Here is a 26,489-nt window from a genome sequence, read left to right as displayed (position 1 = left end):
AGACAAAAAGGCCCTCCCGCGAACGGGAGGGCCTTAGTGCTGTCTCAACCAGACGTGCGCCCGAAGGGATTCGAACCCCTGACCTTCTGATCCGTAGTCAGATGCTCTATCCAGCTGAGCTACGGGCGCTTGTTCAGTTGTTAATCTAGCACCTGCCGGAACAGGCACCAGCGGAGGCTCCGGGATTTGAACCCGGGAGGGGGGGTTACCCCCAACCGCATTAGCAGTGCGGCGCCATAGACCAGACTAGGCGAAGCCTCCTGGGCCCAACGACCACTGCTCAAATAGGTTACACACCCCGGGAACCCCCGCGAAAGGGACCCCCCTTAGATCCGCCGCAACGCTCTGAGCAGGCCGGATGGGCGTCCGCCGAGCCCTTCGGCTTCGAAGACGGCGATGCCGACCCGGGGTAGGTCGCGGGCCGCGGGGTAGGCCAGATAGCGCGGGACCCACCGCGGCTGGAACTTGGCGTTGAAGCGGTAGAGGGTCTCGATCTGGATCCAACGTGAGAAGAATCGCAGCGTCCGGGCGGACAGGCGGGCGACGGGGCCGGCGCCGATGCGTTGGCCTTGTTCCAGCACCGCGCGGAAGGCGGCGAAGTTCAGGGACACGTGCCGCGCGGGGGTGGTCAGGAGGAGTTCGGAGATCATCAGCTCGTTGATGCCGTTGTCGGCGGTCCGGTCGCGGCGCATGACGTCCATGGACAGGTCCTTCTCGCCCCAGGGGACGAACTGGAGGACTCCGCGCACCCGGCCGTCGTGTTCGGCGGTGACGAGGACCGAGCCCGGGTCGCCCATGCGGCCGAGGGCCATCGAGAAGCCGCGTTCGGTGTCGGTGCCCCGCCAGGTGGCGGCGAGGGCGCGGAGTTCGTCGAGCTCGCCTGACGGCAAGTCCTCGGCCTTGCGGACGCGGACGGTGTAGCCGGCGCGCTTCGTGCGTGAGACGGCTTGGCGGACTCCGCGCATGACGCGGCCTTCGAGGGTGAAGGTCTCTGTGTCGACGACGGCCTCGTCGCCGATCTCGAGCACTTCCAGCCCGAAGCGGGCCCAGACGGTCGCGCCCAGTTCCGAGCAGCCCATGGTCGCCGGGGTCCAGGCGTACCGACGGCAGACGTCCAGGTACTCCTCGATCGCGCCGGGCCACGCTTCCGGGTCGCCGAGCGGGTCGGCCGAGCACAGCGCGACACCGGCGATCACGCGATAGGTCACCGCGGCCTTCCCCGACTTCGAGAAGACCACGAACTTGTCCCGCCGCAGGGCGAAGTACCCCAGCGAGTCCCGCTCGTCCAACAGCGCCCTGAGCCGTCCGATCTCGTCGTCGGTCAGTTCCGGCGCGGGTTCGGCCGAGCGGAGCAGGAAGTACGCCGCCGGCAGGACCGCGGCGATACCGAACAACACCCCGACGGCCGCCGAGAGGTCCTCCAGCCACAGCGCGCGGAACACCGCGGGGCCGCTGACGCCGACCAGGGCCAGCACCGACTGCGCCAGCCGGTCGCCGACGTCCAGGGGTTCCACCGCCCGCGCGACCGACAGCAACACGAAGTTGATCGCGACCCCGGCCAGCGTCAGTTGCAGGAAGACCCGGACCGCGCGCCACCGGCCAGTCACCGGGTCGGGGAGCGCGATGAAGTACCGCCGCGTCGCGATGAGGGCGATCAGCAACGCGAGCGACACGAGGCCGGGGCCGAGGACGTGCCGGAGCCCGAGGTGCGACACCGTCAGCAGCGCCGCGGCGGCGATCGCGAGTTGCCAGGCCCGGCGTTTGCGCCGTTTGAGACCGGCGGCGAGCAGCACCAGCAGTACGCCGGTCACCAGCGCGACCGTCGCCGCGCCCACCGTGGCCTCGTGCGGCAGCTCCAGCCATTCGGCGACGCGTCCGCGCAGGGTGCGCCCCCCGGCCGGCACCAGCACCGAGACCAGGGCCAGCAGTCCGGCCAGCCGCGTCACCCAGGTGACCGCCACCACCGAAGTGGCACCGGCCACCCGCCAAACGCCCGCCAAGTCTCGCCCCCGTCAGCTCCTTGCCAGCTCCACGAACGGTACAAGGGCGTCGGGATTCAGCAGCGCATCCCGGCTGACGGCGCGGTCAGGTGAAACCCCCGCGAGGATCTTCTTGACCGGGACCTCGCATTTCTTCCCGTTGAGCGTCCGGGGCACCCCGCTCACCTGGACGAACCGGTCGGGCACGTGGCGCGGGGAGAGGGCGCCTCGCAGCTCCTTGCGCAGGGCGGGCTCGACCTCGTCGAGCGACGCGCCGTCGGTCAGCACGAGGAAGCACAGCAGCTGCCCGTCCTCGTTCCCCGCCGCCGACGTGTCGATCACCAGCGAGTCCGCGACCTGGTCGAACGCTTCGACGACCCGGTAGAACTCGGCCGTGCCCATCCGGACGCCGCCCCTGTTCAAGGTCGAGTCGCTGCGGCCGTAGATGACCGCGGAGCCTCGCCCGGTGATCCGGATCCAGTCGCCGTGCCGCCAGATCCCCGGGTACATCTCGAAGTACGCCTCGCGCAGCCGCGAGCCGTCCGGGTCGTTCCAGAAGCACACCGGCATCGACGGCATCGGCTGGGTGATCACCAGTTCGCCGACCGTGTCCACCACCGGCGTCCCGTCCTCGTCGAAAGCGGCGACGGCGACGCCGAGCGCGCGCACCGAGATCTCGCCCAGCCAGACCGGGACGTCCGGGGCCGACGCGACGAGCGCCGCGCACAGGTCCGTGCCGCCGGACACCGAGCAGATCTGGACGCTTTTGCCGACCTCGTCGACGATCCACCGGAAACCCTCGACGCTCAGCGGCGCGCCGGTGGAGCCCAGGACGCGCAACGCGGTGAGGTCGAACCGTTCGGCCGGTTTGATCCCGGCCTTCAGGCAGCTCTGGATGAACGGCGCCGACGTGCCGAAGTAGGTGACGCGGTGCTGTTCGGCCAGATGCCACAACACGGTGAGGTCCGGGCTGCCGGGGCTGCCGTCGAACAGCACGATCGTGGTTCCGGTCAGCAGGCCGGAGATGAGGAAGTTCCACATCATCCAGCCGGTGGTGGTGAACCAGAAGAACCGGTCGCCCGGGCCGAGATCGTTTTGCAGGGCAAAGGCTTTGAGGTGTTCGAGGGTGATCCCGCCGTGGCCGTGGACGATGCCCTTCGGCAGGCCGGTGGTCCCCGAGGAGTACAGGATCCACAGCGGGTGGCCGAATTCGACCGGCTCGAAGGCCAGTTCCGCGCCCTCGTTGTCGGCGAGTAGCTCATCCCAGTCGAGCGTGCCGTCGAGGCGGCCGCCGGCATAGTCGACGAGCACCGTCGCTTCGAGGGTGGAGATCTCGTCCCGCAACGAGTTCACCGTCGACCGGCTGTCGAACCACCGTCCATTGTAGACGTAGCCGTTGACGGCGATCAGCACCTTCGGCTCGGTCTGCGCGAACCGGTCGGCGATCGCGCGGACGCCGAAGTCCGGCGAGCACGACGACCAGACGGCGCCGAGGCTCGCGGTGGCGAGGAAGGCGATCAGTGTCTGCGGGCAGTTCGGCGCCAGCGCGACCACTCTGTCCCCTTTGGACACTCCCAGCTTCCGCAGTCCTTCCCGCGCGGCGGCGACGGCGGAACGCAGGGCGCCGAAAGTCAGCTGGGACGAAAGGCCGTCTTCGCGGTGGAAGATCACGGCGATCTCGTCGTCCGCCTTCGCGGCGCCCGCGACGCCGGGCATGAGCGAGTGCTCGGCGTAGTTCAGCGTGCCGCCCTCGAACCAGCGTGCGTCCGGCATCTCGCCGGTGAGCACCTCACCGGGCCGATCGTGCCAGCGCAGGCCGAGGAATTCGCCGACGGCGGACCAGAACTCCGGCCCGCGTCGCACGGAGAACTCCCACAACCCGTTGTAGTCGTCGGCTTCCACCCCGCGTTCGGTGCGCAGCCACCGGCGGAACACGTCGATCCTGGTGTCGGGCAGGCGGCTCGGCTCGGGGCGCCAGAGCACTTCCGGGGCGTCGGCGGTGTGCGTCACCCCGCGAATCTAACCCCGGTCAACCGAACTCGCGAGCCCCCGTGAACAGCTCGTACGCCATCGTCTTGAGCCGCCCGGCATCGAGCGGGGTGATCGTCAGCCAGCCCCTGTCGCGGCGAAGCCCGTAGCGACCGTCGGGGGTGTCCACCCAGGTCAACGTACCCTCGCCGCGCACCCAGCGGCCCTCCCACGACTTCCTGGTCGCGCCGAGCCGCCCGCTGCCGATCCGCTGCGTCGCGATCCGCACCATCACGATGATCTCGGGTTCGCGCAGCCCGGCGTCGCGCAGGACGTCGGAAAACGCCGGCTGCCCACCACTTTCCCCCGCCTCGCACGCGGCCGTGTAGTCGTCGACTCGCAGGTTGACCGACAGGCCTCGCCCCTGCTCGCACGGCGGCAACGCCTGGAGCAGGGTCGCGGCGACGAGCGGTTCCCGCAGGGCCGACAGCTCGACGTCGGTGCCCGAGACGCCGATCGCGACCGCGCCGCGATCGGACACGCAGCCGACGGCCCGGTACGCCGGGTCGCCGTCGAGCCGCAGGTCCAGCGTCAGTTCGCTGTTCGCCATGGTGTGCAGAAGCCCCACCAGCCCGGGCGCGGGGGCTTCCACGGTGCCGAGGCCGCGATCCGACAGTGTCCGGCTCGCCGTGGCCACCAGTTCCGCCCGGAATTCCGGCGTCCGCCCGACGTGCGGGACCTCCAGTACCGCGGGCAGCTCGTCGCGGCCGTGCGCCGACCAGAGCAGGAACAGCTCGCCGATGTGCAACCGGATCCAGTCCATCAGCGGCCGCCCCGCGGGTCTTCGCCGATGACCGGCGGGGTCACTTGCCCGCTGAGCCCCCAGACGTCGGAGTCCTCGACGAGGTAGTCCGGCGCCTTGTGCCGCTCTTCTTCGCCTTGCCGCCCCTGAGCTCCCGCCATTCCCATCGGCATCCCGCCGAAGCCGCCCAGGCCCGCGGCCGCCGCGCGTGTCCCGGCGACTTGGCCGGGCTGTCCCGAGGGACCGAAGCCGCCGACACCGGATCGGCTGCCCTGGCCGAGCTGTTCCTGGGTTCCGCCGGCGGTGCCGGGTGACGGCGGGGCGTAGGCGCCGCTGCTCGCGCCGGGCGAGCGCGGGGCTTCGACCGGCTCCCGCACCTGGATCGGGGCGACGTCGTCGGTGGCACTGCTGCGGGTCGAGTCGTCCGGCGGCGGCACCGGAACCGGCTCGGGTTTCGGTACCGGATTCGGTTCCTCGGGTGTCTTGAGGAGCCGCGGCTGCTTGCCGTACGAGGTGAAGCGGGGGACGTTCTCGTAGACCTCACCGGAGTTCCGCTGCATCCGCGTCATCACGTCGGCGGCCTGGCGATGCAGGTCCTGCGAGCTCTCGTCGGTGGGTTCGGCGACGATCCGCCCGGCCTCGGCGAAGCCGGATCGCGACGGCGACGCGGCCGACATGGCCTGCGTCGAATCGGAAACCGGGATCGGACGACGTGTCGGCCGCTCCGGCGGCTTCGGCCGGGGAGCGGCTCCCGGCGGCTCGGGCATCGTGCGCCGCGCGGTTTCGGCGATGTCCGCCTGACGGCGCACGCAGTTCGCGACGTTCTCCGCGCGCCAGCCGGTCTCCCCGGCCCAGTCGACGAGTTTGATCGCGGCGTCACGGGCCCTGTCCGCGCCCTCGCCCGTCCAGCCGTCGGCGGTGGCGACGATGGCCGCCCTGAGTTCGGTGCCGACCCGGTCGAGGAAAGAGCTGATCTTCGTCCAGTGCGCGGCGACGGCCTCCGCGCTCGTCAGGTCCAGCTCGTCGTGGACCATCGCGTAGAGCTCGCGGTGCGGGTAACTCATCCAGTCGATTTCGGCGGTGAGGTGGTCGGGACCGGGCTGGGGCTCGGGTTCCGGCGGCGGCCACGGCGTGGGCAGGATGCGCATCAGTGCTCGTCCTTCCGCTCGGGTTCGACGATGTCCTGCATGTCGAACCGGCGGGCGACCCGTTCGAGCTGCTCCTGGCCTTCTTCGTCCGCGGCGACGTACATCTTCCGCGCGGCCATCACGGTGAGCTGGAAGTCCTTGAGCACCACGGCGAAGTCCTTGAGCACGGGCACGGCGGCTTCGGCCCCCTCGGTCGCGGCGCCCTGGAAACGCTCGCTCATCGTGCGCCCGACGAAGTTGTCGCCCAGTTTCAAGGGCGCCGTGAACTCCGCCGAGTCCTTGATCAGCGCGTTCAGCTCGTGACGCGCCTTCAGCAGCGCGTCGACGAGCTTCTTGGCGGCGTCCTCGGTGACCTTGACGGTCCCCTTCTTGGCATCGGTCTTGGTGTCCCGGATCTGACCCGCCACCGGAGCCAGCGCCGGAGCCGAAGCTCCGAACGCGGCTTGTGGCGTCACGGGTACCTTGGGTGACTGTGCCATTCGACCCTCCCCTGTCACATTCAAGGGAGATGTTAGCGCGAATGGAGTCAGCGCAGGTGCGCGTCGAACCAATTCAGCGTGCGCTGCCAGGCTTCCGCCGCGGCGTCCGGATCCGCGTCGAAGCGGTGGTTGGCACCCGGGTAGTGCACGACGTTCGTCGCGACCTTCGCCTTGGCCGCCGCGTCACGCAACTGCTCGACCTCGGCGCCTCCCGCCTCGTCGCCCGCGTCGCCGTACATGCCGAGCCACGGGCTGGTGAGCCGTCCCGCGATCTCGACGAGGACCGGCAGCCCGGTCACGCCCTGCCCGCCGACGCTGACCGCCGCGCCCAGCCTGCGGTTCGACGCCACGACCAGCGCGGCCGTTCCGCCCAGGTCGAAACCGACGACGCCGACGAGATCCGCCTCGACACCGCGCTCGGCGAGCCAGGAAAGCGTCGCGTCGGTGGCTTCGAGCAGATCCTGCTGCGTGAGGTTGTCCCGGTCCAGGTGCGGGGTGACGGTGAGCCAGCCTTCGCCGGCGAGCCCGGCCAGAAGCAGTCCCAGACCCTCTTCGACCTCTTCGGTCTCTTCATGCAGCACCACGAGCCCGCCGCGGACGACGCCATCCGGTTCGGCGAAGGTCAGGCTCAGCGTGTGGCCGTCGGCGTGCTGGTGTTCCACCGTGGTCGTCAGGGTCATTCCTCCATCAGACCACTCTTAGGTAAATATTCAGAGCTTGCCTCGACGCGGGAGGATACGGTGTCGAAACCGTCCCCCCGACGTAGGAGCGCCGAAGATGTCCCCTGTTTCGCCGCGTGCGGATCTCGAATCGTTGCCGAAGTACGTCCCTGGCCGGACAATCCAGGGCGCGATCAAGCTGGCGAGCAACGAGGTCCCCGGTGGGCCGCTGCCGAGTGTGGCGCAGGCCATAGCCGAGACCGCGCAGGGCATCAACCGGTACCCGGACATCACGGCGTCCGCGCTCGTCGAGCGGCTGGCCCGCGAACTGGGCGAACCGGTCGAGCGGATCGCCATCGGCTGCGGTTCGGTTTCCCTTTGCCAGCAGATGATCCAGGCGCTGTGCGGCCCGGGCGACGAGGTCGTCTTCCCGTGGCGTTCGTTCGAGGCGTACCCGATCGTCACGCAGGTGGCGAACGCCGTCAGCGTGAAGGTTCCGCTCACGACCGGGCACGGACTGGACCTCGACGCGATGCTCGCCGCGATCACGCCGAAGACGCGGCTGGTGTTCGTGTGCAACCCCAACAACCCGACCGGGACCGTCCTGCGGCGCGCCGAACTGGAACGCTTCCTCGACGCCGTGCCGTCGGAGGTGCTCGTCGTGCTCGACGAGGCGTACAAGGAGTTCGTGACCGACGCCGAGGTGCCGGACGGCGTCGAACTGGCCCGCGGCCGGGACAACGTCGCGGTGCTGCGGACGTTCTCGAAGGCGTACGGCCTCGCCGGTCTCCGCGTGGGTTACGCGGTCGCGCCGGAAGCGATCACCGTCGCGCTGAAGCAGGTCTACGTCGCGTTCTCGGTGAACATGATCGCCCAGGCGGCGGCCATCGCGTCCCTCGACGCGGCCGACGAACTGCTGGAGCGCTGCAAGGAGATCATCTCGGAGCGGACCCGCGTACGGGACGCCCTGGTGGCCCAGGGCTACGAGGTGCCGGAGACGCAGGCGAACTTCGTCTGGCTGCCGCTGGGCGAGCGGACGACGGAGTTCGCGGAGCACGCGCTGGAGCGGAAGCTGATCGTGCGCCCGTTCGCCGGCGAAGGCGCGCGAGTGACCATCGGGACGCCCGAGGAGAACGACCTCTTCCTCGAAGCGGCCGGGGATTTCCCGCGCTGACAAGCTCTTCGAGACGGCCCGCGCTCACGAGTGCGGGCCGTCTCCTATTTGAGGAGCAGCTGCACCATCGCGGCGAGGCCGACCACGACGATCACGCCGCGCAGCACCTTCGGCGGGAGCTTGCGGCCGATCTTCGCGCCGATCTGGCCACCGATCACCGATCCGACCGCGAGCAGGCCGACCACGGGCCAGCTGACCGGCGCGATGAAGGCGTAGATCGCGCCGGCGACGATGTTCACGACGGCGGAGAGCGCGTTCTTGACGCCGTTGAGCCGTTGCAGCGACTCCGACATCAGCATGCCCATGACGGCCACCATCATCACGCCCTGCGCGGCCGTGAAGTATCCGCCGTAGATGCCGATCAGGAAGATCAGGAACAGCAGGAGCGGCCCGATCTTGTGGACCTTCCCGTTCTCCTCGCGGCGCTTCGCGACCCAGGCGGCCACTCGCGGCTGGACGATCACGAGCACCACCGCGAGCCCGACCAGCGCGGGCACGATGGTCTCGAAGGCGTCCTTCGGCAGGGAGAGCAGCAGGATCGTCCCGCAGATCGCGCCGAAGAACGACGCCACCGCGAGTTTCACGACCTCCGGCCAGTAGCCCTTGAGCTCGTCGCGATAACCGATCGCACCGCTGACCGTGCCGGGCGCGAGGCCGATCGCGTTGGACGTCGTCGCCGTCAGCGGCGAGTAGCCGAGCGCGACCAGGACCGGGAACGTCACCAGCGTGCCCGAGCCGACGACCGTGTTGATGGTGCCCGCCCAGAGCCCCGCGATGAAGATCACTACCGCGTGCCACCACGTCATAAAGCGCTCACTTGCGCACCCTAAGCATCGTTACCTCCTTTCGCGCTCTGGATGTGTCTAGTCGAACATTCAGCCGGCCCGTTATGTCTTGTTCGGCCGGTGGCGATGATTCGTGCCGCACCGGACGTCACGCGTGACCGGATGGACGACACGCGTGATCAGGCGGACGACACGGGCAAAGACCTGTTCAGTTCTTCTCCGGCAGATGGGCCGCGGTGATCTCCGCGGCCACCGTCCACCCGAGCGTCAGGTACAGCGCCCGGCCCTCCTCCGTCGCGACCAGGACCGCTCGCTCCGCCCCGGCCGCGACCGCCACCTCGTCGAGCCTGCGCATGACGAACCGGCCGAGCCCGCGGCGCTGGTGCTCGGGCTCCGTCACGACCTGGTCGATCACCGCCGTGTCACCGGCGATCGCGACCCGGCCGGTGGCCGCGCGCGAGCCGTCGGGCGCGCGTACCACCACGTCGGTGACCACGCCGTCGCCGACCAGTTCCGCCCGGTACGGCTCGGGCGCGGCCATGACGGGCCGCATCGCGAGCGGAGCGCTCATCAGGTACTCCGGCGGGCCGACCTCCCAGCTCGACGGCACCGTCCTTTCCACCTCTTCACGCGAAGCGCTCACCTTCAGCCAGGTGCCGGGCTCCGTCAGCGCGCTGGCCCGGCTCTCGACGGACCCGGCGTGCTCCAGTACGTATCTCACGCGATGCCCCGGACGCCCGACGTCGAGCCGGTATCCGTCCGGTTCGGCCACCGGGCTCCCCACGCCGCGGGACAGCGCCCAGCCGTGCACCCATGCCTTGATCAGCCCTGCCACCCCAGTCATCGTCAGATGATGACACCCTCCACCGACATTTCCGGGCGTTCCGCCGAACCTGCGAGGATGAGTCCGTGGCCGAGGACGAGCGCGAGCAGGTGTGGAGTGCGACCGTCGATCATCTGCGCACGATGATCGACTCGGGCAGGCTCCCCGCCGGGTCGAGACTGCCGGCCGAACGGGCGCTCTGCGAACAGCTCGGGATCAGCCGCGGTTCGCTGCGGCAGGCGTTGCGAGTGCTGGATTCCATCGGCTACGTGCAGGTGCGGCCGGGTTCGGGCACGTATGTCCGCGAGACCGTCGACGAACAGCCGCTCCGGAACTGGTTCTCCGAGCACGAGCAACTGGTCGAGAAGCTGTTCGATCTGCGGACCGCCGTCGAGCCGACGCTGGCCGAGCGGCTCGCGCTCCAGCACACGCCGCGGGTGCTGGAGCGGCTGGAAGGCACCGTCGACGAGATGGACCGGGCCGCGGCCGACGGCGACATGCTGCGCGTGATCGCGGCCGACGCCGAATTCCACCGGGTGATCGCGGGCAACGCGGGCAACGACGACGTCACCGATCTGCTGCGTTCGGTGCTCTCGCTGGTCGGCGAGGAGCGGCGCGCGGCGCTGCGGCTACCGGGGCAGATCCGCAAGGCCGTCGACGAGCATCGCGCGATCCTCGAAGCGATCCGCCGTTCGGACGCGGCGGCCGCGCGGGACATCACCCGGCGGCATCTGCTCGACGCCAAGACTTACGTCCACGACTACACGGCCCGGGATTGACGTTTCCTTGATAGCGGGGCCGCCTCCGCCCGAGTATTGTTTTCAGAAGTTTATGAAACTTCTGACGGGGGTGTGCGGTGGAGAAGGTCCATTTCACCGAAGAGAAGGCGACGATGCTGGCCACGCTGTACGGCCGGGCGCTCGACGCCCGCAGCGAACGGCCGGTCCTCGGCGACAAGGCGGCCGACGAGGCCGTGAAGCGGATCGACTACGACTTCGGTTCGCTCGGCGTCGACGGTCAGCTCGGGCTGACCGTCGCGCTGCGGGCCAAGCCGATGGACGACTGGGCCGCGTCGTTCCTGCGCGCGCATCCGGACGCGACCGTCGTCCAGCTCGGCTGCGGGATGGACAGCCGCGTGTACCGCCTCGACCCGCCGCCCACGGTGCGGTGGTTCGACGTCGACTACCCCGAGGTCGTCGACCTGCGCTCCCGGATCTACCCGGAGCGGGACGGCTACCGGACCATCGGTTCGTCCGTGACGGACTTCGGCTGGATCGACGAGATCCCGTCGGACAAACCCGGTCTGGTGATCGCGGAGGGTCTGACGATGTACTTGCGGCCCTCGGAAGGCGAAGAGCTGCTTCGGCGGTTGATCGCGCATTTCCCGCAGGGCGGCGAAATGGTCTTCGACACTTTCAGCAGGCTGGGGATCAAACTGCAGAAGCTGAATCCCGTGGTCCGCAAGGCCAACGCGACGTTGTATTGGGGCATCGACGAGATCTCCGAATTGGAGCGTCTCGGCTTGACGCTGGTCTCGAAGCTCGACTCGACGGATTACGCGACGCCTGAAGTGAAGGACCGGCTCTCGACGTCGCTGCGGGCGCAGTTGTGGGTCGCGGGGCTGTTCCCCGCGTTCAAGAAGATGGGGCGGATCCTGCGGTTCCGCTTCTGAAGTGTGTCGGCGCCGGTGCCGGGAGGCGTGACTCGCGTGATCGGGGACGGAACTCGCGTGACTGGAGACGGATCTCGCGTGATCCGCTCCGAGGCTCGGCAGTCCCGAGGACGAGGGGCAGGGTTCCGTGTCATGAGGGGTCCCCTTGGGACGAAAATTGTCCCAAGGGGACCCCTCATGACACACACGCGCGGCGGAGGTCAGCGTGACTCCAGTACCCGCTCCACGAACCGGTGCAGCTTGTCCTCCAGCCGGAAAACGCGCTCTTCGAGCGACAGCGTTTCCGTCGGCTGGGGCACATCCGACTTCAGTTCGCCGCGGATGTACTGGCTGCACGCGAGGTTCGAGCACGCGTAGATGCCCAGCGTGTTCCCCTCCCGCCCGAGCTTCCCCGCGCGGCGCCCGGAGAACAGCGCGATGTCGGACAGCGGATGTGTCGTCGTGCACAGGCCGCACATGTTGCTCAGCAGCACGCGGCCCTTCGGCCGGGGCGCGGCGCGGAGGGAAAGCCCGATGGTCTCCCCGCGATACGGCAGCACGAGATACGCGCGAGCGGTCGCCTTCGGATCGCGCCAGCCGAGGAATTCCCTTTTCTCCCAAGGGATCTCGCTCGGCGGGGCGGGCAGTGTGACGCCCTTGGCCTCGCCGCGCGTGCAGTTCACGAAGGACGCCCTGATCTCGTCCTGGCCCAGCGGTTCCATACCCGCACGGTAACCACCGCACGGGAGAACTGGCGAACCGTTTTCCGGCGGAGGTCATACGATCACCGGGTGCGCGGGAAGACGATGTCGAGCCGGTTCAGGCTGGTGCTCAGGACCAGCCTGGGGTTCGCCGCGCTCGGCCTCGGGTCCAGTGTGTGCGGGGCGGGCGTGGTCGCGTTGCTGCTGCTCCTGCAGGGCCTGCCGAGCGAAGTCGGCGAAGACGGCTGGATCCTCGGCGTCACCGCGGCCGGGATCGTGGCGCTGTCGCTGGTGGTCGGCACCGTCTGGACGGCCTGGTTGCAGCGGCGCACGGCGGTCTGGTTCGTCTTCGGCCGCCCGCCGACGGAGGCCGAAGCCTCGCGGGCGCTGCGGATCCCGGTCGACATGGGGATCGTGAGCGGGACGCTCTGGCTGATCGGCACCATCGTGCTCGGTTCACTCGCCCGGGTGCTCGGATCCTGGATGGACGCGCTCGGGATGGCGCTGGTGATCGGGCTCGGCGGGCTGACCACGGTCGGCCTCACCTATCTCGCGGCGGAATGGGTCGCGCGCCCGGTGATGACGATCGCGCTCAAGGTGACGCCCCCGAAGGGGACGCTCAGGGTCACCGTGCGGACCAGGGTGATCGTCACCTGGTCGCTGGCGAGCGGTGTCCCGTTCCTCGGTGTCCTGCTGGTGGCGACGCCGCCGGACCTCGGCCAGGGCGATCACGTCGCCAGCCTGATCATGCTTTCGGCGATCGGGCTAGGCGTCGGCGCGATCGGGACGGGCCTGCTCGCGAAGGCCGTCGCGACGCCGTTGCACCGGCTGCGGGTCGCGCTCGACGAGATCGCGCGCGGCAACAAGGAGATCCGGGTCGACGTCGACGACTCCAGCGAGATCGGCCTGTTGCAGACCTCGGTCAACGACCTCGCCGCCGGGCTCCGCGAGCAGGAACGGATGCGGGACCTGTTCGGCAGGCACGTCGGGGACGAGGTCGCCCGGCACGCGCTCGAGTACGGCGCCTCGCTTTCGGGTGACGTGCGCGAGGTGACGGCGCTGTTCGTCGACGTCGTCGATTCGACGGCCCTGGCGGGGCGCACCCCGCCGGAAGACCTGGTGAAGATGCTCAACCGGTTCTTCACCAGCGTGGTCAACGCGGTCGGCGCCCGCGGCGGGCTGCTCAACAAGTTCCAGGGTGACGCCGCGCTCTGCGTCTTCGGCGCCCCGACCCGGCTCGCGGACGCGCAGACGGCGGCACTGTCGGCCGCGCGGGCGATCCGGGACGCGGTACAGGAGACCGGCGAGCTGGATCTCGGCATCGGGGTCGCGAGCGGCCGGGTCTTCGCGGGTCAGCTGGGGACGAGCAGCCGGTTCGAGTACACCGTCATCGGCGACGCGGTGAACGAGGCCGCGCGCCTGACCGAGCACGCGAAGTCCGCCGACGGCCGGATCCTGGCGAGCGAGACGGTGCTCAAGGCCGCGTTGGAGAGCGAACGCGCGCACTGGGAGCCGTACGCGGAACTGGAGCTGCGCGGACGCCAGGAACCGACGCACGCCTGGGAGGCGAGCGCGCTCAGCCCGGAATGACGTCCGGCCAGCGCAGCAGCGTCGAACCCCAGGTCAGCCCGGCCCCGAAGGCCCCCATCACGACGCGGTGCCCCGGCTGGAGCGACCCGTCCTTGGCCGCGTCGGCCAGTGCGATCGGGATCGACGCGGCGCTCGTGTTGCCCACCTTTTCGATGTTCGAGTACATCACGTCCGCCGCGAGCCCGAGCTGCTTCACGCAGGTCTGCAGGATGCGGATGTTCGCCTGGTGCCCGATGAACCGGTCGACGTCGCCGACCGTCCAGCCGGCGGACTCCAGCACGGCGCGCGCCGACTCGGCCATCCGGGCGCAGGCGTGCCGGAAGACGGTCTGGCCCTGCATCACCAGGTAGTGGTCACGCGGGTCGTCCGAACGGCGGTTCTTCGCGCCGCCGGCCTCGACCCAGAGCAGCTCCGCGAGCGCGCCCTCGCTGTGCAGGTCGAAGGCACCGAGCGCGCCGAGGTCTCCGGCGTCGCCCGCGCGCAGCAGGACCGCGCCCGCGCCGTCGCCGAAGATCGGCACCGTGCCGCGATCTTCGGGGTCGACGAGCGAGGTGAAGACGTCCGCCCCGATCACCAGCACGCGGCGGGCGATCCCGGCGGCGATCAGCCCGGCGCCGGTGGCGAGCCCGTAGATGAACCCGCTGCACACGGCGTTGACGTCGAACGCGGCGACGCCGTTCAGCCCGAGTTCGGTCGCGACCTGCGGCGCGCTGGCCGGACACAGCTGGTCGGCCGTCGACGTCGCGAGCACGACGGCGTCCGCCTCGCTCTCCCCCGCCGACGCCAGCGCCCGGCGGCCCGCCTCGACCGCGAGATCCACAGTGGACGTCCCGGGGTCGACGACCCGGCGTTCGGCGATGCCGGTCCGCGTGCGGATCCACTCATCGGAGGTGTCCAGCCGCTGGGCGATCTCCTCGTTGCCCACCACGCGCGGAGGCAGCCAAGAGCCGAGACCGGCGAGAACGGCCGCCTGAGATGAGGGCACCAAGAAATCCTTTCGCGGGGCGAATACACGGTCTGCCATTCACTTGTAAGCGCTACCATTCAGTAGACCCGTCAGTTGTGTTCCGGGTCACAATTCAAAGAAACCCGCCTTGCCCGATGGGGTGATCCACGCCGCGCGACGGCGCGCTCGAAGAGCGGGCGCCCGGAGGAGTCGTCCGGTTAGCCTGGCTTGGTGCACACACCCGACCTCGACCGCCTGGACGTCGCCATCCTCGCCTGCCTGCAGTCGGACGCCCGCACGATCGCCGAGAACATCGGCGCCAAGGTGGGCCTGTCCGCGGCCGCCGTGCAGCGGCGGATCAAGCGGCTGCGCGAGGCCGGGGTGATCGAACGCGAGGTGGCGGTGCTGTCGCCGCGGGCGCTCGGGCTGTCGATGACCTTCGTGGTGATGGTCGAGATGGAGCGGGAGAACCTCGCGGTGCTCGACGGGTTCCGGCGGCAGGTGCTCGCCGACGACAACGTCCAGCAGTGTTACTACGTCACCGGCAACGCGGACTTCGTGCTCGTGGTGACCTGCCGGGACATGGCGGACTTCGAGGCGTTCACGCGGCGGATGTTCTTCGACAACCCGAACGTGCGCCACTTCACGACGTCGGTGGCGATGGACCGGGTCAAGACGGGACTGACCCTGCCGCTGGATCCCTGAGCGGTCCAAAAAGGACTCCCCGACCTCGTCACCACGGGTATCTGCCCGAACGCAAGGGGTCTGTGCCCGGCGTTACACCACTATGGACAGGTGCAGCCGATAGCGTGAACGTGGCGACATTGGCGTCATCCGCCGTATGTCCGGCCATCTCCTCCCCGAGACGAAAAAGTTCGCGCCGCGCGAACCACGAGAGCACCGAGGAGTGGCCGTGCACACCGACGCAATTCACCAGAGCCAGTTCGTTCTGCTGAACAACAGCAGCACGCCCGTTCTCTCCCGCCTGTCCTTCCACGCCGGCGAACCGTTCGCGGTGACCGTGTCGTTCCGGACCGAGCGCGGCCGGTGGGTCGAGTGGACCTTCGCGCGTGAGCTGCTCGCCACCGGTCTCACCGACCCGTCCGGGCTCGGCGACGTCCGCGTCCGCCCCGACCTCTCCGAGGACGAGGACATGCTGACGCTGGAGATCGAGTCACCCGACGGTTACGCGTCGTTCGAGCTCGAACGCGAGGACGTCGAGACGTTCCTCGAGTCCACCTACGAGCTGGTCCCGCTCGGCTCCGAGAGCGAGCACTTCGACGTCGAGGCGCTGATCGAAGAGATCAGCAACGTCTGATCCCCCAGCCACCGCTCCCGCGGTACGGAAAGAGGCGAAGGGCGGCCCGAGTGCGCTGGAGGCACTCGGTCCGCCCTTCGTCTTTTTCAGGTGGTTCTCGGTGACCGGGGACGGTGTCAGCCGAGGACCAGGGAGGTCCCGGTCGCGGACAACGCCGGCCGGACCGGGAAGAAGTACGTCACCGAGCTGTTGCCGCCGGAGAGCATGCCCTGCGCCTGGTTGCCCGCGATGAACGAGCCGCCGGAGTCGCCCGCCTGCGAGCGCACGTTGGTGGCGGTCATGCCGTAGACCGTGCCCTCGGAGTAGCGGACGGTCTGGTTCTTGGCGCCGACGGTGCCGCAGGTCCAGCCGGTGGTCGAACCCGACTTGCAGACCGAGGCGCCGGTCGCGGCCTCGCTCGACCCGCTCACCCGGGTGCCGTTGTTGATGACGCCACGCGGGGTCCAGTTGCTGTTGACCCGGACGCTGGCGTAGTCGTTGCTCGGGAAGCTGACGCGGGAGAACGACCCCATCGCGACGCGGTTGGAGCCGGTCACCGTGCCGGGGCCGCAGTGCCCGGCGGTGAGGAAGCCGCCGTTGACCGAGAAGCCGATCGAACAGCGCGAAGAGTTGTTGATGTAGTAGGCGTCACCGCCACGGACGTCGTACTTCAGGGTCGGCACCCCGGCGGTCTCGACCACCGAGACGGCGGCTTTGTCCACACCGGTCTTCTCCAGGTACGAGTCGACGACGCCGCTTTCGCCCGGCAGGACGTTCAGCGTCACGCGGTTGGTCTTGGTGTCGACGCCCCAGCCGGTGATCGCGCCGTCCGCCGCGCGCTCACCCGCGTTCAGTTTGTCCACAGTGGAATCGAGCTGGGCGGCCGAGAAGCGCACGAGTTCCGCTTCCGCGCCACTGGCGAGGACCTGCCCCAGTTTCGCGGCGTCCGTGACGCCGACCCGGAGTTTTCCGGTGGCCTCGTTGTAGCTCGCGCCGCCGAAGCTGCCGGCGAGCGCCGAGGCGAGTGACTGTTCGAGCGCGCCGGCGGCGGTCTCGCTCTGGATCCGGGCGAGCGCCTGGCTCGCGGTCAGGCCGAGGTCCCGTTGCAGGGCGGGAACCATCTCGGCGTTGAGCAGACTGGTGGTCGAGGACGCCGCCGCGGGGGTGCCCGTGACGAGCGCACCGGTGGCCAGTGCCGTCGTGGCGGCCACACCGAGGAGCTTCGTGATCTTCATGCTTCTCCCTCGTCATCACGCACGGCTCCGGTTCGCCATGCGATAGCCCTCCCCTGACGGGTGAGAGTTCTGGACTCCGGTGAAGCCCGCAATCCGGGTCGGCGCGGGATAGGTATACCCATTCTTCGGGAGCCGAGTCCCCTGCTCCGGTGACGATCACTCAGTGCTGGCACCCGTACGGGCACGTCCGTAAGTAGGGTTTCGGAGTGAATACCTTGCGTAGTCGTTGCCACCCCCTGAACGTGGGATGAATCGCCGGATCGGGTTTCTCGCCGACGTTTCGGGCGCCTGGTGATTTTCCAACCGACGATCCGTCGTCCAACCGGTGACGGTGCGTCGGCAGACGGCCTAGCGAGATGCCCGTGCTGTCCGTGTTGGGTGGTTTACGACCCGGTAGGCAGTGCTTAGGCTCCGCAGGACAACGCACAAGATCGTGTCGGGCTCACCGGGAACTCCCTACCGAGGAGCGCATGATGTGGCTTGCCACCCCTCGCCCGACCTCGGTCTCGGTCCGCGCCGGATCGACGGCACTAGTGGGCCGCGACGTCGAGGTCTCGGCGATCGTGAAGATCCTGCTGCGCCGTCCCGCCGCCGTGCTGATCGAGGGCGAACCCGGGATGGGCCGCAGCAGGCTGCTCGAAGAGCTGGCCGGACGCCGAGAGTTCGCGGCGGGCCGGGTGCTCTCCGGTTCCTGCCAGCCGATGCGCGAACCGTTCCCGTTCGGACCGGTGCTCGAAGCGCTGCGTTCGGCGGGCGACCGGCCGCTCGGCCCGCTCAGCCCGGTCGCCGGGGTGCTGAGACCCTTGCTGCCCGAACTCGCGGAAAGCCTTCCACCCCAACCTGAACCACTCGCCGACCCGTGCGCCGAACGACACCGTCAGTTCCGCGCCGTCCGCGAACTCCTGATCGCCTGCGGGCCCGCGCTCGTCCTGATCGACGACCTCCAGTGGGCCGATGAGGGCACCCGTGACCTGATGCGGTTCCTCGCCTCGGCCATGCCCGCCGAACTGGCCGTCGTCGCGGCCTACCGGACCGGCGCGCCCTCGGGCCACGGAGGCTCCGTCATCCCGTTCCGCACCCCGCCGAACGTCCAGACCGCCCGCGTGACGCTGGGCGCGCTCGACGTCGAAGCCGTCGGGAAGCTGGCGGAGGAACTGCTGGACCTGCCGCGGGTTTCCGCGCCGTTCACCGCGAAACTGCACGAAAGCACCGCGGGGATCCCGTTCGTGGTCGAGGAGACCCTTCGGGCGCTGCGGGACGCCGCCGGACGGCTGCCGATCGGCGAAGTGCTCTCGGATCGGCTCCTGGAGAGCCTCGAAGTCCCGATCTCCCTGCGTGAGGCCATCACCGAACGGCTCGAAGGACTTCCCGAACCCGCGGTCCGGCTGGCCCGCGCGGCGGCGGTGCTCGCCGTCCCGTCCGAACCGCCGGTGATCGGTGAACTCGCCTGTCTCGGCGGCGACGCGCTCCGCTCGGCCCTTCTGTCCACTTTGGATGGCGGGGTGCTCGGCGAACTCGGCGGCGACCGTTACGGCTTCCGGCATCCCTTGGCGCGCAAGGCCGTCTACGACACCATCAGCGGTCCCGAAAGGACATTGCTGCATTCGCGCGCCATCCAGGTGCTCGCCGCCCAGCCGATCCCGCCGCTGACGCTGCTGGCGAACCACTCGCGCGCGGCGGGGCGGACCGAACAGTGGCGCCACTACGCCGAGGCTGCCGCCGACGAGGCCATCGCCCAGGGCGACACGTCACGCGCGATCGACCTGCTCCAGTCCGTACTGGCCGAGGCGGGCCTCGGCGAGGACGACATCGCCCGGCTGGCCACGAAACTCAGCCAGGTCGCGCTGCGCGGCTTCCGCCCGGACGTCATCGAGACGCTGGAGCGGATCCTCGAAGACCTCACCGACCTGCGCACGAGCGTGCGCGGGACGATCCGGCTCAGTCTCGGGATGCTGCTGGTCCGCACGATCGGGCGCCTGGGCCGGGGCCGGGTCGAGGTGGAGAAGGCGATCACGGAACTGGTCGACGAACCGGAACTGGCCGCCCGCGGGATCAATCTGCTCGCCCAGCCGATCGACGGGCTGACCCCGTTGTCCTGGCACGAGGTCTGGATGGACCGGGCCCGCGACGTCTTCGACCGGCTCGAAGACCCGGAGCTGCGGCTCGCGCTCCTCGGCGACCGGATCGCCACCCAGGCGCACATCGGCGACGGCTCGGCCTGGACCGAGTTCACCGAACTGCCGGAACAGGGCACCGGCGTCGCCGAACGCGTCCAGCTCGCGCGGCTGTGGTGCAACCTCGCCGACGCGCAGTCCTGGGCCGGGCACCTGGCCAGGGCGGAAAAGCTGGTCACGGAAGGGATCCGCCGCGCGACCGACGCCGGCGCGCTCTACGCCGCCGGGCTCGCTCAGGGCACCCAGGTCCGGCTGGACTGGGTGCGCGGCCGCTGGTCCGGGCTCGCGGAGGTCACCGAACAGCTCCGCGACGGCTACCCCGACCTCGGCCCGATCGTCATGGAGTCCTCGCTCGTCCTCGGCGGGCTGGCCGCCGTCCGCGGGGAATTCGCCGCCGCGCAACGGCATCTGGCCGCGGCGAGCGTGCACGCGCCGGAGCACGGACCCATCCCGGTCGTCCTTTCGGCGTCGGGGGTCCTGATCAGGGTGCTCCTCGCGACGGACGACGTCGACGGCGCGTGCGCGGCGGCCGACAACGCCGTCGCGGCGGCCCGGCGCAAGGGCGTCTGGGTGTGGGCGGCGGGGCTGGTCCCCGCCGCGGCCGAGGCCTACACGCGGGCCGGGCGCTGGTCGGAGGCGGACGCCGTGGTCGAGGAGTTCGCCCGCGGCGTCGAGGGCAAGGACTCGCCGGTCTCCCGGGTCGCGCTGCTGGCCGGGCAGGCTATCCTGCTCGACGCGCGCGGCAAACATCCCGCCGCCGCAACGGTTTTCGACGAGGCGGCGGCGGGCTACGAGGCGCTGCCGATGCCGTACCAGGCCATCGGCGCCCGGGAGCGGGCCGCGTTGTGCCGTCTCACCGCGGGCCGCCTCGACGCGGGACGGCTCACCGCGGGCGACGGCAAGGCGATCGAGGAGCTCGCGGCGGCCGCGGAGGCCTACGAGCGGCTCGGCGCGACCAGGGACGCCGGCCGGTGCCGCCACCTGCTCCGGGAGCACGGCGCGTGGGCGCCCTCGCAACGCGGGCGGCGCGGCTACGGCCAGGAACTCTCGCCCCGGGAACTCGAGGTCGCGCGGATGCTTTCCGACGGGCGGACGAACCGGGAGATAGCGGACGGACTGTTCCTTTCCCCGCGCACCGTGGAACAACACGTGGCGAAGGTTCTGCGCAAACTCGGAGCCCGTTCACGGACGGACGTGGCCCGCCGGATGACGACTTACGCACCCGCGACGGTCGACCGGTAGCATCGCGGTGAACGGCCGTTATTCCTTTAGGGGCAAGAAAAGTGCCCGATCGGGCATTGTGATCCATTCCATCGGGTTCGGTGCTGTTCGTGTGGTTCCGTACAGTCATGCGCTGTGCTAGTTTGTTTTGGCCATTAACAAAGTCGGCCCCCTCTATGCAGGTCAGCCGATCGTGACGGGGTACGGCCCCCGTGAGGGAGTAGCGCAGAAGCATGGCTGAGCGAGCCGATTTCGCGCTGGGGACGATCGAGGCGACGGTGGTCGGGCGGGCGCTTGGCGTCGATGCCCGGTTGTTTCCCTTGCGTGTCCAGAACACCTCGATCGTCCCGGAGCGGTACACCGCGATCGTCCGGAAGGTCTACACCGATCTCGAACAGCGCCGCCTGTCGATCAACGGCGAGCTGAACCAGGCCGTCCGCACCGCGTTCGCGCTGCTGGGGAATCACCGGATCACCGTCTCGATCAACGGCATCGACGGTCTCGGCCAGGACATCGCCGTCCTCACCCTCACCGACGGCAGGCAGGCGCTCGGCATCACGCAGGCCCACGGCGAAGACGAACTCCAGTTCGCGCTCTTCTCCGACGACGAGCTGGTCGAGGTCCTCTCCGGGGTGCTGCCGCGGATGCGCCCCGCGTCGACCGGCCGCCGCACGATCGTGCAGCAGGAGGAGCGCGCCGTCTCCGCGATGACCGCGCGCCGTCAGGCCGAAGCCGAGTTCGACGAGGAGGAGACCGACGCGTTCGGCAACCTCCAGTTCACCGGCGTCGTCCGCGCCCGGCCGGAGTCTCCGGCCCCGCGCAACGACGAGAGCGACCTCGAAGTCCTGGAGCAGGTGCTGGCCGGGCCCCGCCTCGGTGGCGGGTACATCATCGTGAGCGGGATCGGCCGCCGCGGCGAACGGCTCCGGTCGACGCCGCTGAGCTGGCTCGACACCGAAGACGGCCGGTACCTAGTCTGGACCGAGACCGACGAAGCCTCGGGCGCCGTGATCGGTCACTACGACCCGGCCAGTCAGTCGGGCGTGGCGAACGCGATCCGGGACGCCATCGCTGACATCTACTGACCTTCCTGAACCCGGCGAGAGGACCCTCCGTTGACCGAGGAAGCACAAGAACTGCAGCCGACAGCGAAGTTCGAGGCGGCGCAGGACCTGCGGCCCATGGCCGCGTTCAAGCCGGCCCTCCAAGGCATGGCGCTGAAGCGACTGGCGGTGCAGGGCGGGTTCGCCGTCGACGAGACCACCGGCCAGGAGATGATCCGGTCACTCCAAGGTGTGATCGACAGCCTCGAAGAGCGCTGGAGCGCGCTGACCAAGCTGCAGAAGTCGCCGCCGATGAGCTCCACCGCGACCGCGCAGTGGGTTTCCCAGCACATGCTCGGCACCGCGACGGACGCGCAGGGCCTGCTCACCCAGCTCCAGACCGCTCGCGCCGAGTTCCCCACCTACGTCGAGGCGATCGAACTCGCCAAGCGGAACTACCGCGAACGCGACAACGAGAACCAGCGCAACCTGAAGCAGATCGACACCGAGATCTGAGGAGAGACCTGTGACCGAATCCGAGGAGAAGACGGCGAAGGTCTCCGACCCGAACTCGCCCGACTACGACAAGCTCGACGGGCACTACGACCCGACGGCCGACTCGTCGTCCGACTACTACGTCGGGCCACTGGCGGACAAGGGAGCGTCCGGCGACGAGATCCGGGCCGGGGCCTCGGCCGGAACGGACCTCATCTTCAACCTGCTCGGCTGGGGGAAGACCCCACTCGTCGGCTTGAAGGACCAGTTCACTCAGAAGATGTACGAGGGGCAACTGGAGAAGGCGCGCGAGGGTCTCGACAAGAACCTGGACATGCGGAAGCCCGGCGACCCGCCGTCCACCGTCTGGGGCAACGCCACCCACGAGCAGATGCAGTCCGCGATCGCGGAGAACGCGGACCCGGCCTCGGTCGGCGAGTCCTCCGAAGAATGGGTCCGGGCGGGTAACGACCTGGCCGGTCACCAGCGCAACCTGGCGAAGGCGATCAGCGCGAGCACGGCCAACTGGGAGGGCGAGGGCGGCGACGCGGCCCGCGAACACCTCGCCGGTGTCGGCAAGTGGCTCGGCGCGACGGCGAACGGCGCGACGCTGACCGGACGGCAGCAGCAGATCCACTCGCAGACCCTCAACGAGACGCAGAAGCTGATGGCGGCGAACCCGCCGGTGGCGTTCAGCGTGCAGGAGGCCAACGCCAACCTGCAGACGATCAAAGACCCGGTGCTGTACATGGCGCAGCTCGGCAAGGACCTCGGCACTTTCAAGAAGCAGCAGGACGCGCGCGACCAGGCCGCGAAGGTGATGACCGAGTTCGACAAGACGGTCGGCTCGGCGATCGCCACCCCGGCGTTCCCTGCCCCGCCGAAGTTGAAGACGGCCCAGGCGACCCGGCAGATGCAGGGCACGCCGATGTCCGGTGGCGGCGCCGGTGGCGGCGGGTTCAAGCCCGCCATGCAGGGCACCCCCATGTCCGGTGACGGCACGCAGAACCCCAGCCCCTTCAACGTGGACGCGGACGGACGTACCCGTCCGGACGGCATCGCCGCTTCGCTCGACGGGGGCCCGCAGGGCGGACCCGGCGGCACGGGCGGTGGCCCCGGCGGCATGAGCCCCTTCAGCTCGCCGAACGGCGGCCCGGGCGGGGGCAACCCCGGCGGTAATCCGGGTGGCGGCTTCCCCGGCGGTGGTTTCCCCGGTGGCGGTGGCCCCGGTGGCGGTCCTGGTGGCGGTCCCGGCGGTGGCCCCGTCACGAACCCGGTCATGCCCAACATCCCGAACGGGCCGTCCGGCGAGAACTACCGCCCGCCGTCGTCGCCGAACATCAGCATGCCCAAGATCGACGAAGGGACGCACACCACGGGCTACACCCCGCCGTCCGTCTCGCCGCCGTCGTTCAACCCGCCGAACATGCCCTTCCCCGAAAGCGGCGGCCCGCGTCCGGGCGGCGGTCTCCCGTACAACCCGCCGAACATCCCGTTGCCGAACATCCCGGGACCCAGCAGCGGCGGACCGAACTCGGTCCCGCCGAGGATCCCGCCGATCCCCCGCCCGAACATCCCCAACTTCCCGGACCCCGGCTCCTCCTACAAGCCCACGCCGTACACCCCGCCCAAGATGCCGAACATCCCCGGTATCCCCGGTGGGGGCACCGGCGGCAGCGGCTTCGGCGGCGGCAGTGGTGGCAGCGGCTTCGGTGGCAGCGGTGGTAGCGGTGCCGGTGGCTCGGGCGCCGGTGGTCTCGGTGGCGCCGGAAGGTCGACGGGCTCGCTCGGCATGGGTGGCGCCGCGGGCGCGATGGACGCCGAAGCGGCCGCGGCCCGCGCGGCCGGCGCCGGTGGTACCGGCGGCAAGCCCGGCAGCACCGGCATGGGCCCGATGGGCGGCATGGCACCCGGTGGCGCCAAGGGGCAGGGCCAGGACGACAAGGAACACAAGGCCGCCGAGTACCTCGAGTCCGACGACCCGTCGTTCTTCGCCGCCGACGAGGTCGTGGCACCTCCGGTGATCGGTGACTGGCAGAACAAGGACTGGAAGTGACAGCGCCCTCGTTCGAGGTCGATCCGGACGACCTGACCGCGCACGCGAGCCATCTCGACGGGCTCGTGGACCGGCTGAACACCGCGCACGGCGCGACCGGTTCGGCGATGTCGGCGGACGCGTACGGCCTGCTGTGCGCGTTCCTTCCGCCGATCGTCAACCCGGCGGGCGAACGCGCGGCGGAGGCGATCAAGGCGGCGGGTGAAGGAGTGCAGGCGACGGCGGACAACGTCCGCTCCGCCGCCAAGTCCTATGTGGACGGTGACAAGACCAACGCGGAACCGTTCAAGGCCGACTTCAAGGCCTTGGACATCGGAGGAAAGCAGTGACGAGGCCGAACGAGCTCGGTGAGCTCATGCTGGACCCGGACGAGGCCCAGCGCAAAATGGACCAGTGGGCCGCGGGCCTGGAGGAGAAGGCCCAGCGCTACGCGGCCGCCCAGGAGCGGACCGAGGAGCTGCGGCTGACGGCCACCAGCTCCGACGGCGCCGTCAAGGTGACCGTCGGGGCGGACGGCGGCGTGACGGCTCTCGAATTCGGGAACAAGGCCAGGACGTACCCGATGGAGGAGCTGTCGCGGCAGATCCTCGCGACGATGCACCAGGCGCAGGGCGGGATCGCCGGCAAGGTCGCGGAGGTCATGCAGGAGTCGCTCGGCGACGAGGACCAGGAGACCAGGGAGCTGATGATCGGCACCCTGCGCAGCCGCTTCCCCGAGATCGAAGAGGAGGAGCCGACGGCGTCCGAGCCTCCGCCTCCTCCGCCGCCATCGGCCTCCACTCCGCCGCCTTCGCAGGCTCCTCGCGAGCGGCGTCACGAAGCTCCGGACGACGAGGGCAACTCGCCCTGGTAGACCCTCTTGAGTCCGTGAAGGCCTCCTTCCCTACCTTGAAGGTAGGGAAGGAGGCCTTCACGGACTTCCTGAAAGTGGCTTTCGCGACACCCGAAGTCCGCACGCGAGCGGATCAGGCGGCCGCCAGGGAGACGACGCGGTTCCGCCCGCTCCGCTTGGCCTGGTACAGCGCGGAATCAGCGACGTGCAGCAGCCGTTCCAGCACCGGCCCGCCCGCCGGGTAGACCGCGACGCCGATCGACACCGAAAGTCCTCGTACGGTCCGCGGTCCTGACGCCGTCACGACCTCGACCTCGATCGCCATCACCGCCTGCCGGACCCGCTCGGCCACGGGGATCACCTCGGTCTCCGTCGCACCGGGCAGCAGCACGACGAACTCTTCGCCGCCGAAGCGCCCGACGGAGTCGTAGTCGCGTACGTGCTCAGAGATCGTCGTCGCGACGACCTTGAGCACGGCGTCGCCCGCGAGGTGTCCGTAGACGTCGTTGACCTGCTTGAAGTGGTCGAGGTCGAGCATCAGCACCCCGAGTTTGCTCTTCGCCCTGGCCGCCGACGAAAGCTCCCGCTCGCTCAGCACGTGCCACGCGTGCGCGTTCAGCACGCCGGTCTTGCCGTCGATGTTCGCCGCGATCTCCAGCTGCCGCACCAGCACACTGCGGTGCAGCACCAGCACGGGCAGCAGGACGAACGGGACCAGCGCGGGCGCGTGCACGATGCCCAGCGCGGTCGAGGTCCCGAGCACCAGGGTGGTGACCTCCAGCAGGTTGTCGTCCCCGGTGCCGAACAGCGAACGCGGCGACCGGCCCCCGGTGTGCAGGTAGACCGACAGCGCCACGATGAACGCGTTGGCCGCGGTGAACACGGCCGCCGCCTCGACGATCCGCAGCGAGCCGGAGAACCCCACCGGCAGGCCGTTCCACCCGGCCACGATCGCTCCCCCGGCCAGGCAGGAGAGCACGATGGCCGCCGCGCAGTAGACGACGCGGTACGCCGGGCGGTGGCTCATCCCCCGCCACACCCGGAGCCAAAGATGCAGGTAGATGAGCAATCCGAGGGCCAGCGCCAGCCCCGGCGGCAGGACGAGCACCCCCGCGAAAGTCCACACCGAAGTCATGTTGATGTGCGGTCGGTCACACAGCGTCCGCCGCAAACGTTCCACCGACCGGGAAAGCTCGGCTTGCAGGAAAGCAAGGCCGAGCAGTGATCCAAATCGGACGAATTCCGTAGTCTCGTAGTTCGATCGGAGCAAGGCGATTACGGCGACTGTAGCCGCAAGTCCTTCCACCACAAGAAAAATCGCAGGTACGCCACGTGGTCCGGACCATAGCTCCCAGTGTCGGACCCAGGCTCTCAGACGTGTACCGGTCCCTTCTCCGGCGAGTTCCGCATCCCCCATAATCATCGTCACCG

General features: G+C 69.6%; 24 protein-coding genes and 2 tRNA genes. 12 read left to right on the top strand and 14 right to left on the bottom strand.

Annotation, left to right across the window (positions count from 1 at the left end):
• Positions 1–55 precede the first annotated feature (55 nt).
• From CFP71_RS00300 to CFP71_RS00265, 8 genes are all read right to left on the bottom strand, one after another.
• Positions 56–129, bottom strand: a tRNA-Arg gene (locus CFP71_RS00300).
• Between the two features lie 42 nt (positions 130–171).
• A tRNA-Ser gene (locus CFP71_RS00295) sits at positions 172–261 on the bottom strand.
• 65 nt (positions 262–326) lie between these two features.
• Positions 327–1,982, bottom strand: a complete 1,656-nt coding sequence (locus tag CFP71_RS00290; protein WP_093931785.1) for a phosphatidylglycerol lysyltransferase domain-containing protein — start codon at positions 1,980–1,982, stop codon at positions 327–329.
• A 30-nt stretch (positions 1,983–2,012) separates the two neighbouring features.
• Positions 2,013–3,989 carry an acetoacetate--CoA ligase gene (locus CFP71_RS00285; protein WP_093931784.1) on the bottom strand — a complete coding sequence of 659 codons (1,977 nt, stop codon included), beginning with the start codon at positions 3,987–3,989 and terminating at the stop codon, positions 2,013–2,015.
• A 19-nt stretch (positions 3,990–4,008) separates the two neighbouring features.
• The gene (locus tag CFP71_RS00280; protein WP_093931783.1) at positions 4,009–4,770 is read right to left on the bottom strand and encodes an ESX secretion-associated protein EspG; all 762 of its coding nucleotides are present in this window, start codon (positions 4,768–4,770) and stop codon (positions 4,009–4,011) included.
• Positions 4,770–5,897 carry a PPE domain-containing protein gene (locus CFP71_RS00275; RefSeq protein ID WP_093931782.1) on the bottom strand — a complete coding sequence of 376 codons (1,128 nt, stop codon included), beginning with the start codon at positions 5,895–5,897 and terminating at the stop codon, positions 4,770–4,772. The genes CFP71_RS00280 and CFP71_RS00275 overlap by 1 nt, the downstream gene beginning before the upstream one ends.
• Entirely contained in the window at positions 5,897–6,376 is a 480-nt protein-coding gene (locus CFP71_RS00270; RefSeq protein WP_244199504.1) for a hypothetical protein, read from the bottom strand. Before CFP71_RS00270 ends, CFP71_RS00275 begins: the two co-directional genes overlap by 1 nt.
• 47 nt (positions 6,377–6,423) lie before the next feature.
• The gene (locus CFP71_RS00265) at positions 6,424–7,056 is read right to left on the bottom strand and encodes a dienelactone hydrolase family protein (RefSeq protein WP_093931781.1); all 633 of its coding nucleotides are present in this window, start codon (positions 7,054–7,056) and stop codon (positions 6,424–6,426) included.
• A 97-nt stretch (positions 7,057–7,153) separates the two neighbouring features.
• Here CFP71_RS00265 and hisC point away from each other — a divergent pair, with 97 nt between their 5' ends.
• Complete coding sequence (gene hisC / locus CFP71_RS00260; RefSeq protein WP_093931780.1) at positions 7,154–8,209, top strand: histidinol-phosphate transaminase; 1,056 nt, start codon at positions 7,154–7,156, stop codon at positions 8,207–8,209.
• Positions 8,210–8,253: 44 nt separating this feature from the next.
• Here hisC and CFP71_RS00255 read toward each other — a convergent pair whose 3' ends face one another.
• Together CFP71_RS00255 and CFP71_RS00250 are read right to left on the bottom strand one after the other, a co-directional pair.
• Positions 8,254–9,015, bottom strand: a complete 762-nt coding sequence (locus CFP71_RS00255) for a sulfite exporter TauE/SafE family protein (RefSeq protein ID WP_093931779.1) — start codon at positions 9,013–9,015, stop codon at positions 8,254–8,256.
• 187 nt (positions 9,016–9,202) lie between these two features.
• Positions 9,203–9,829, bottom strand: a complete 627-nt coding sequence (locus tag CFP71_RS00250) for a GNAT family N-acetyltransferase (protein WP_093931778.1) — start codon at positions 9,827–9,829, stop codon at positions 9,203–9,205.
• 74 nt (positions 9,830–9,903) lie between these two features.
• Between CFP71_RS00250 and CFP71_RS00245 the strand changes: the two genes are divergently transcribed.
• A complete protein-coding gene (locus CFP71_RS00245) occupies positions 9,904–10,596 on the top strand; it encodes a FadR/GntR family transcriptional regulator (protein ID WP_093931777.1) in 693 nt (230 codons plus the stop codon).
• Between the two features lie 77 nt (positions 10,597–10,673).
• Positions 10,674–11,489: a class I SAM-dependent methyltransferase gene (locus CFP71_RS00240; protein WP_093931776.1), complete on the top strand. Its 816-nt coding sequence runs from the start codon at positions 10,674–10,676 to the stop codon at positions 11,487–11,489.
• A 200-nt stretch (positions 11,490–11,689) separates the two neighbouring features.
• On the opposite strand, the gene CFP71_RS00235 is transcribed toward CFP71_RS00240, so the two are convergent.
• Positions 11,690–12,190 (bottom strand): FBP domain-containing protein, encoded by a 501-nt coding sequence (locus tag CFP71_RS00235; protein WP_093931775.1) that lies wholly within the window; start codon positions 12,188–12,190, stop codon positions 11,690–11,692.
• Positions 12,191–12,274: 84 nt separating this feature from the next.
• On the opposite strand from CFP71_RS00235, the gene CFP71_RS00230 reads away from it, so the two are divergent.
• Positions 12,275–13,759: an adenylate/guanylate cyclase domain-containing protein gene (locus CFP71_RS00230; protein ID WP_093931774.1), complete on the top strand. Its 1,485-nt coding sequence runs from the start codon at positions 12,275–12,277 to the stop codon at positions 13,757–13,759.
• Here the strand turns inward: CFP71_RS00230 and CFP71_RS00225 are convergent.
• Complete coding sequence (locus CFP71_RS00225) at positions 13,746–14,783, bottom strand: beta-ketoacyl-ACP synthase III (protein WP_167405945.1); 1,038 nt, start codon at positions 14,781–14,783, stop codon at positions 13,746–13,748. The two genes, CFP71_RS00230 and CFP71_RS00225, sit on opposite strands and share 14 nt — an antisense overlap.
• A gap of 153 nt (positions 14,784–14,936) precedes the next feature.
• Here CFP71_RS00225 and CFP71_RS00220 point away from each other — a divergent pair, with 153 nt between their 5' ends.
• Both CFP71_RS00220 and CFP71_RS00215 read left to right on the top strand, forming a co-directional pair.
• The gene (locus CFP71_RS00220; RefSeq protein ID WP_093931772.1) at positions 14,937–15,410 is read left to right on the top strand and encodes an Lrp/AsnC family transcriptional regulator; all 474 of its coding nucleotides are present in this window, start codon (positions 14,937–14,939) and stop codon (positions 15,408–15,410) included.
• Positions 15,411–15,618: 208 nt separating this feature from the next.
• The gene (locus CFP71_RS00215; protein ID WP_005149694.1) at positions 15,619–16,023 is read left to right on the top strand and encodes an SsgA family sporulation/cell division regulator; all 405 of its coding nucleotides are present in this window, start codon (positions 15,619–15,621) and stop codon (positions 16,021–16,023) included.
• 116 nt (positions 16,024–16,139) lie between these two features.
• On the opposite strand, the gene CFP71_RS00210 is transcribed toward CFP71_RS00215, so the two are convergent.
• Positions 16,140–17,237, bottom strand: a complete 1,098-nt coding sequence (locus CFP71_RS00210; protein ID WP_093931771.1) for a S1 family peptidase — start codon at positions 17,235–17,237, stop codon at positions 16,140–16,142.
• A gap of 473 nt (positions 17,238–17,710) precedes the next feature.
• On the opposite strand from CFP71_RS00210, the gene CFP71_RS00205 reads away from it, so the two are divergent.
• From CFP71_RS00205 to CFP71_RS00180, 6 genes are all read left to right on the top strand, one after another.
• Complete coding sequence (locus CFP71_RS00205; protein WP_093931810.1) at positions 17,711–20,653, top strand: ATP-binding protein; 2,943 nt, start codon at positions 17,711–17,713, stop codon at positions 20,651–20,653.
• A 212-nt stretch (positions 20,654–20,865) separates the two neighbouring features.
• Positions 20,866–21,717, top strand: coding sequence for an ESX secretion-associated protein EspG (locus CFP71_RS00200; protein WP_093931770.1), 852 nt, complete (start codon positions 20,866–20,868; stop codon positions 21,715–21,717).
• Between the two features lie 30 nt (positions 21,718–21,747).
• Positions 21,748–22,191: a hypothetical protein gene (locus tag CFP71_RS00195; protein ID WP_167405944.1), complete on the top strand. Its 444-nt coding sequence runs from the start codon at positions 21,748–21,750 to the stop codon at positions 22,189–22,191.
• A gap of 10 nt (positions 22,192–22,201) precedes the next feature.
• Positions 22,202–24,226 carry a hypothetical protein gene (locus tag CFP71_RS44570; RefSeq protein ID WP_093931769.1) on the top strand — a complete coding sequence of 675 codons (2,025 nt, stop codon included), beginning with the start codon at positions 22,202–22,204 and terminating at the stop codon, positions 24,224–24,226.
• The gene (locus CFP71_RS00185) at positions 24,223–24,555 is read left to right on the top strand and encodes a type VII secretion target (RefSeq protein WP_093931768.1); all 333 of its coding nucleotides are present in this window, start codon (positions 24,223–24,225) and stop codon (positions 24,553–24,555) included. Before CFP71_RS44570 ends, CFP71_RS00185 begins: the two co-directional genes overlap by 4 nt.
• Positions 24,552–25,079, top strand: a complete 528-nt coding sequence (locus tag CFP71_RS00180) for a YbaB/EbfC family nucleoid-associated protein (protein WP_093931767.1) — start codon at positions 24,552–24,554, stop codon at positions 25,077–25,079. Before CFP71_RS00185 ends, CFP71_RS00180 begins: the two co-directional genes overlap by 4 nt.
• Before the next feature lie 112 nt (positions 25,080–25,191).
• On the opposite strand, the gene CFP71_RS00175 is transcribed toward CFP71_RS00180, so the two are convergent.
• Entirely contained in the window at positions 25,192–26,328 is a 1,137-nt protein-coding gene (locus CFP71_RS00175) for a GGDEF domain-containing protein (protein WP_378378580.1), read from the bottom strand.
• Positions 26,329–26,489: the final 161 nt, after the last annotated feature.

This window comes from Amycolatopsis thailandensis (genome assembly GCF_002234405.1).
GTDB lineage: Bacteria > Actinomycetota > Actinomycetes > Mycobacteriales > Pseudonocardiaceae > Amycolatopsis > Amycolatopsis thailandensis.
Note: the sequence above shows the minus strand (reverse complement) of the source record. Positions and strands in the feature narration are given on the sequence as shown.

Bases quoted from the DNA above. Each gene is read 5' to 3' on its own strand.
- CFP71_RS00280 (WP_093931783.1), bottom strand. From the start codon at position 4,770: ATGGACTGGATCCGGTTGCACATCGGCGAGCTGTTCCTGCTCTGGTCG.
- CFP71_RS00275 (WP_093931782.1), bottom strand. From the start codon at position 5,897: ATGCGCATCCTGCCCACGCCGTGGCCGCCGCCGGAACCCGAGCCCCAG.
- CFP71_RS00270 (WP_244199504.1), bottom strand. From the start codon at position 6,376: ATGGCACAGTCACCCAAGGTACCCGTGACGCCACAAGCCGCGTTCGGA.
- CFP71_RS00265 (WP_093931781.1), bottom strand. From the start codon at position 7,056: ATGACCCTGACGACCACGGTGGAACACCAGCACGCCGACGGCCACACG.
- hisC (WP_093931780.1), top strand. From the start codon at position 7,154: ATGTCCCCTGTTTCGCCGCGTGCGGATCTCGAATCGTTGCCGAAGTAC.
- CFP71_RS00255 (WP_093931779.1), bottom strand. From the start codon at position 9,015: ATGACGTGGTGGCACGCGGTAGTGATCTTCATCGCGGGGCTCTGGGCG.
- CFP71_RS00235 (WP_093931775.1), bottom strand. From the start codon at position 12,190: ATGGAACCGCTGGGCCAGGACGAGATCAGGGCGTCCTTCGTGAACTGC.
- CFP71_RS00230 (WP_093931774.1), top strand. From the start codon at position 12,275: ATGTCGAGCCGGTTCAGGCTGGTGCTCAGGACCAGCCTGGGGTTCGCC.
- CFP71_RS00225 (WP_167405945.1), bottom strand. From the start codon at position 14,783: ATGGCAGACCGTGTATTCGCCCCGCGAAAGGATTTCTTGGTGCCCTCA.
- CFP71_RS00210 (WP_093931771.1), bottom strand. From the start codon at position 17,237: ATGAAGATCACGAAGCTCCTCGGTGTGGCCGCCACGACGGCACTGGCC.
- CFP71_RS00205 (WP_093931810.1), top strand. From the start codon at position 17,711: ATGTGGCTTGCCACCCCTCGCCCGACCTCGGTCTCGGTCCGCGCCGGA.
- CFP71_RS00200 (WP_093931770.1), top strand. From the start codon at position 20,866: ATGGCTGAGCGAGCCGATTTCGCGCTGGGGACGATCGAGGCGACGGTG.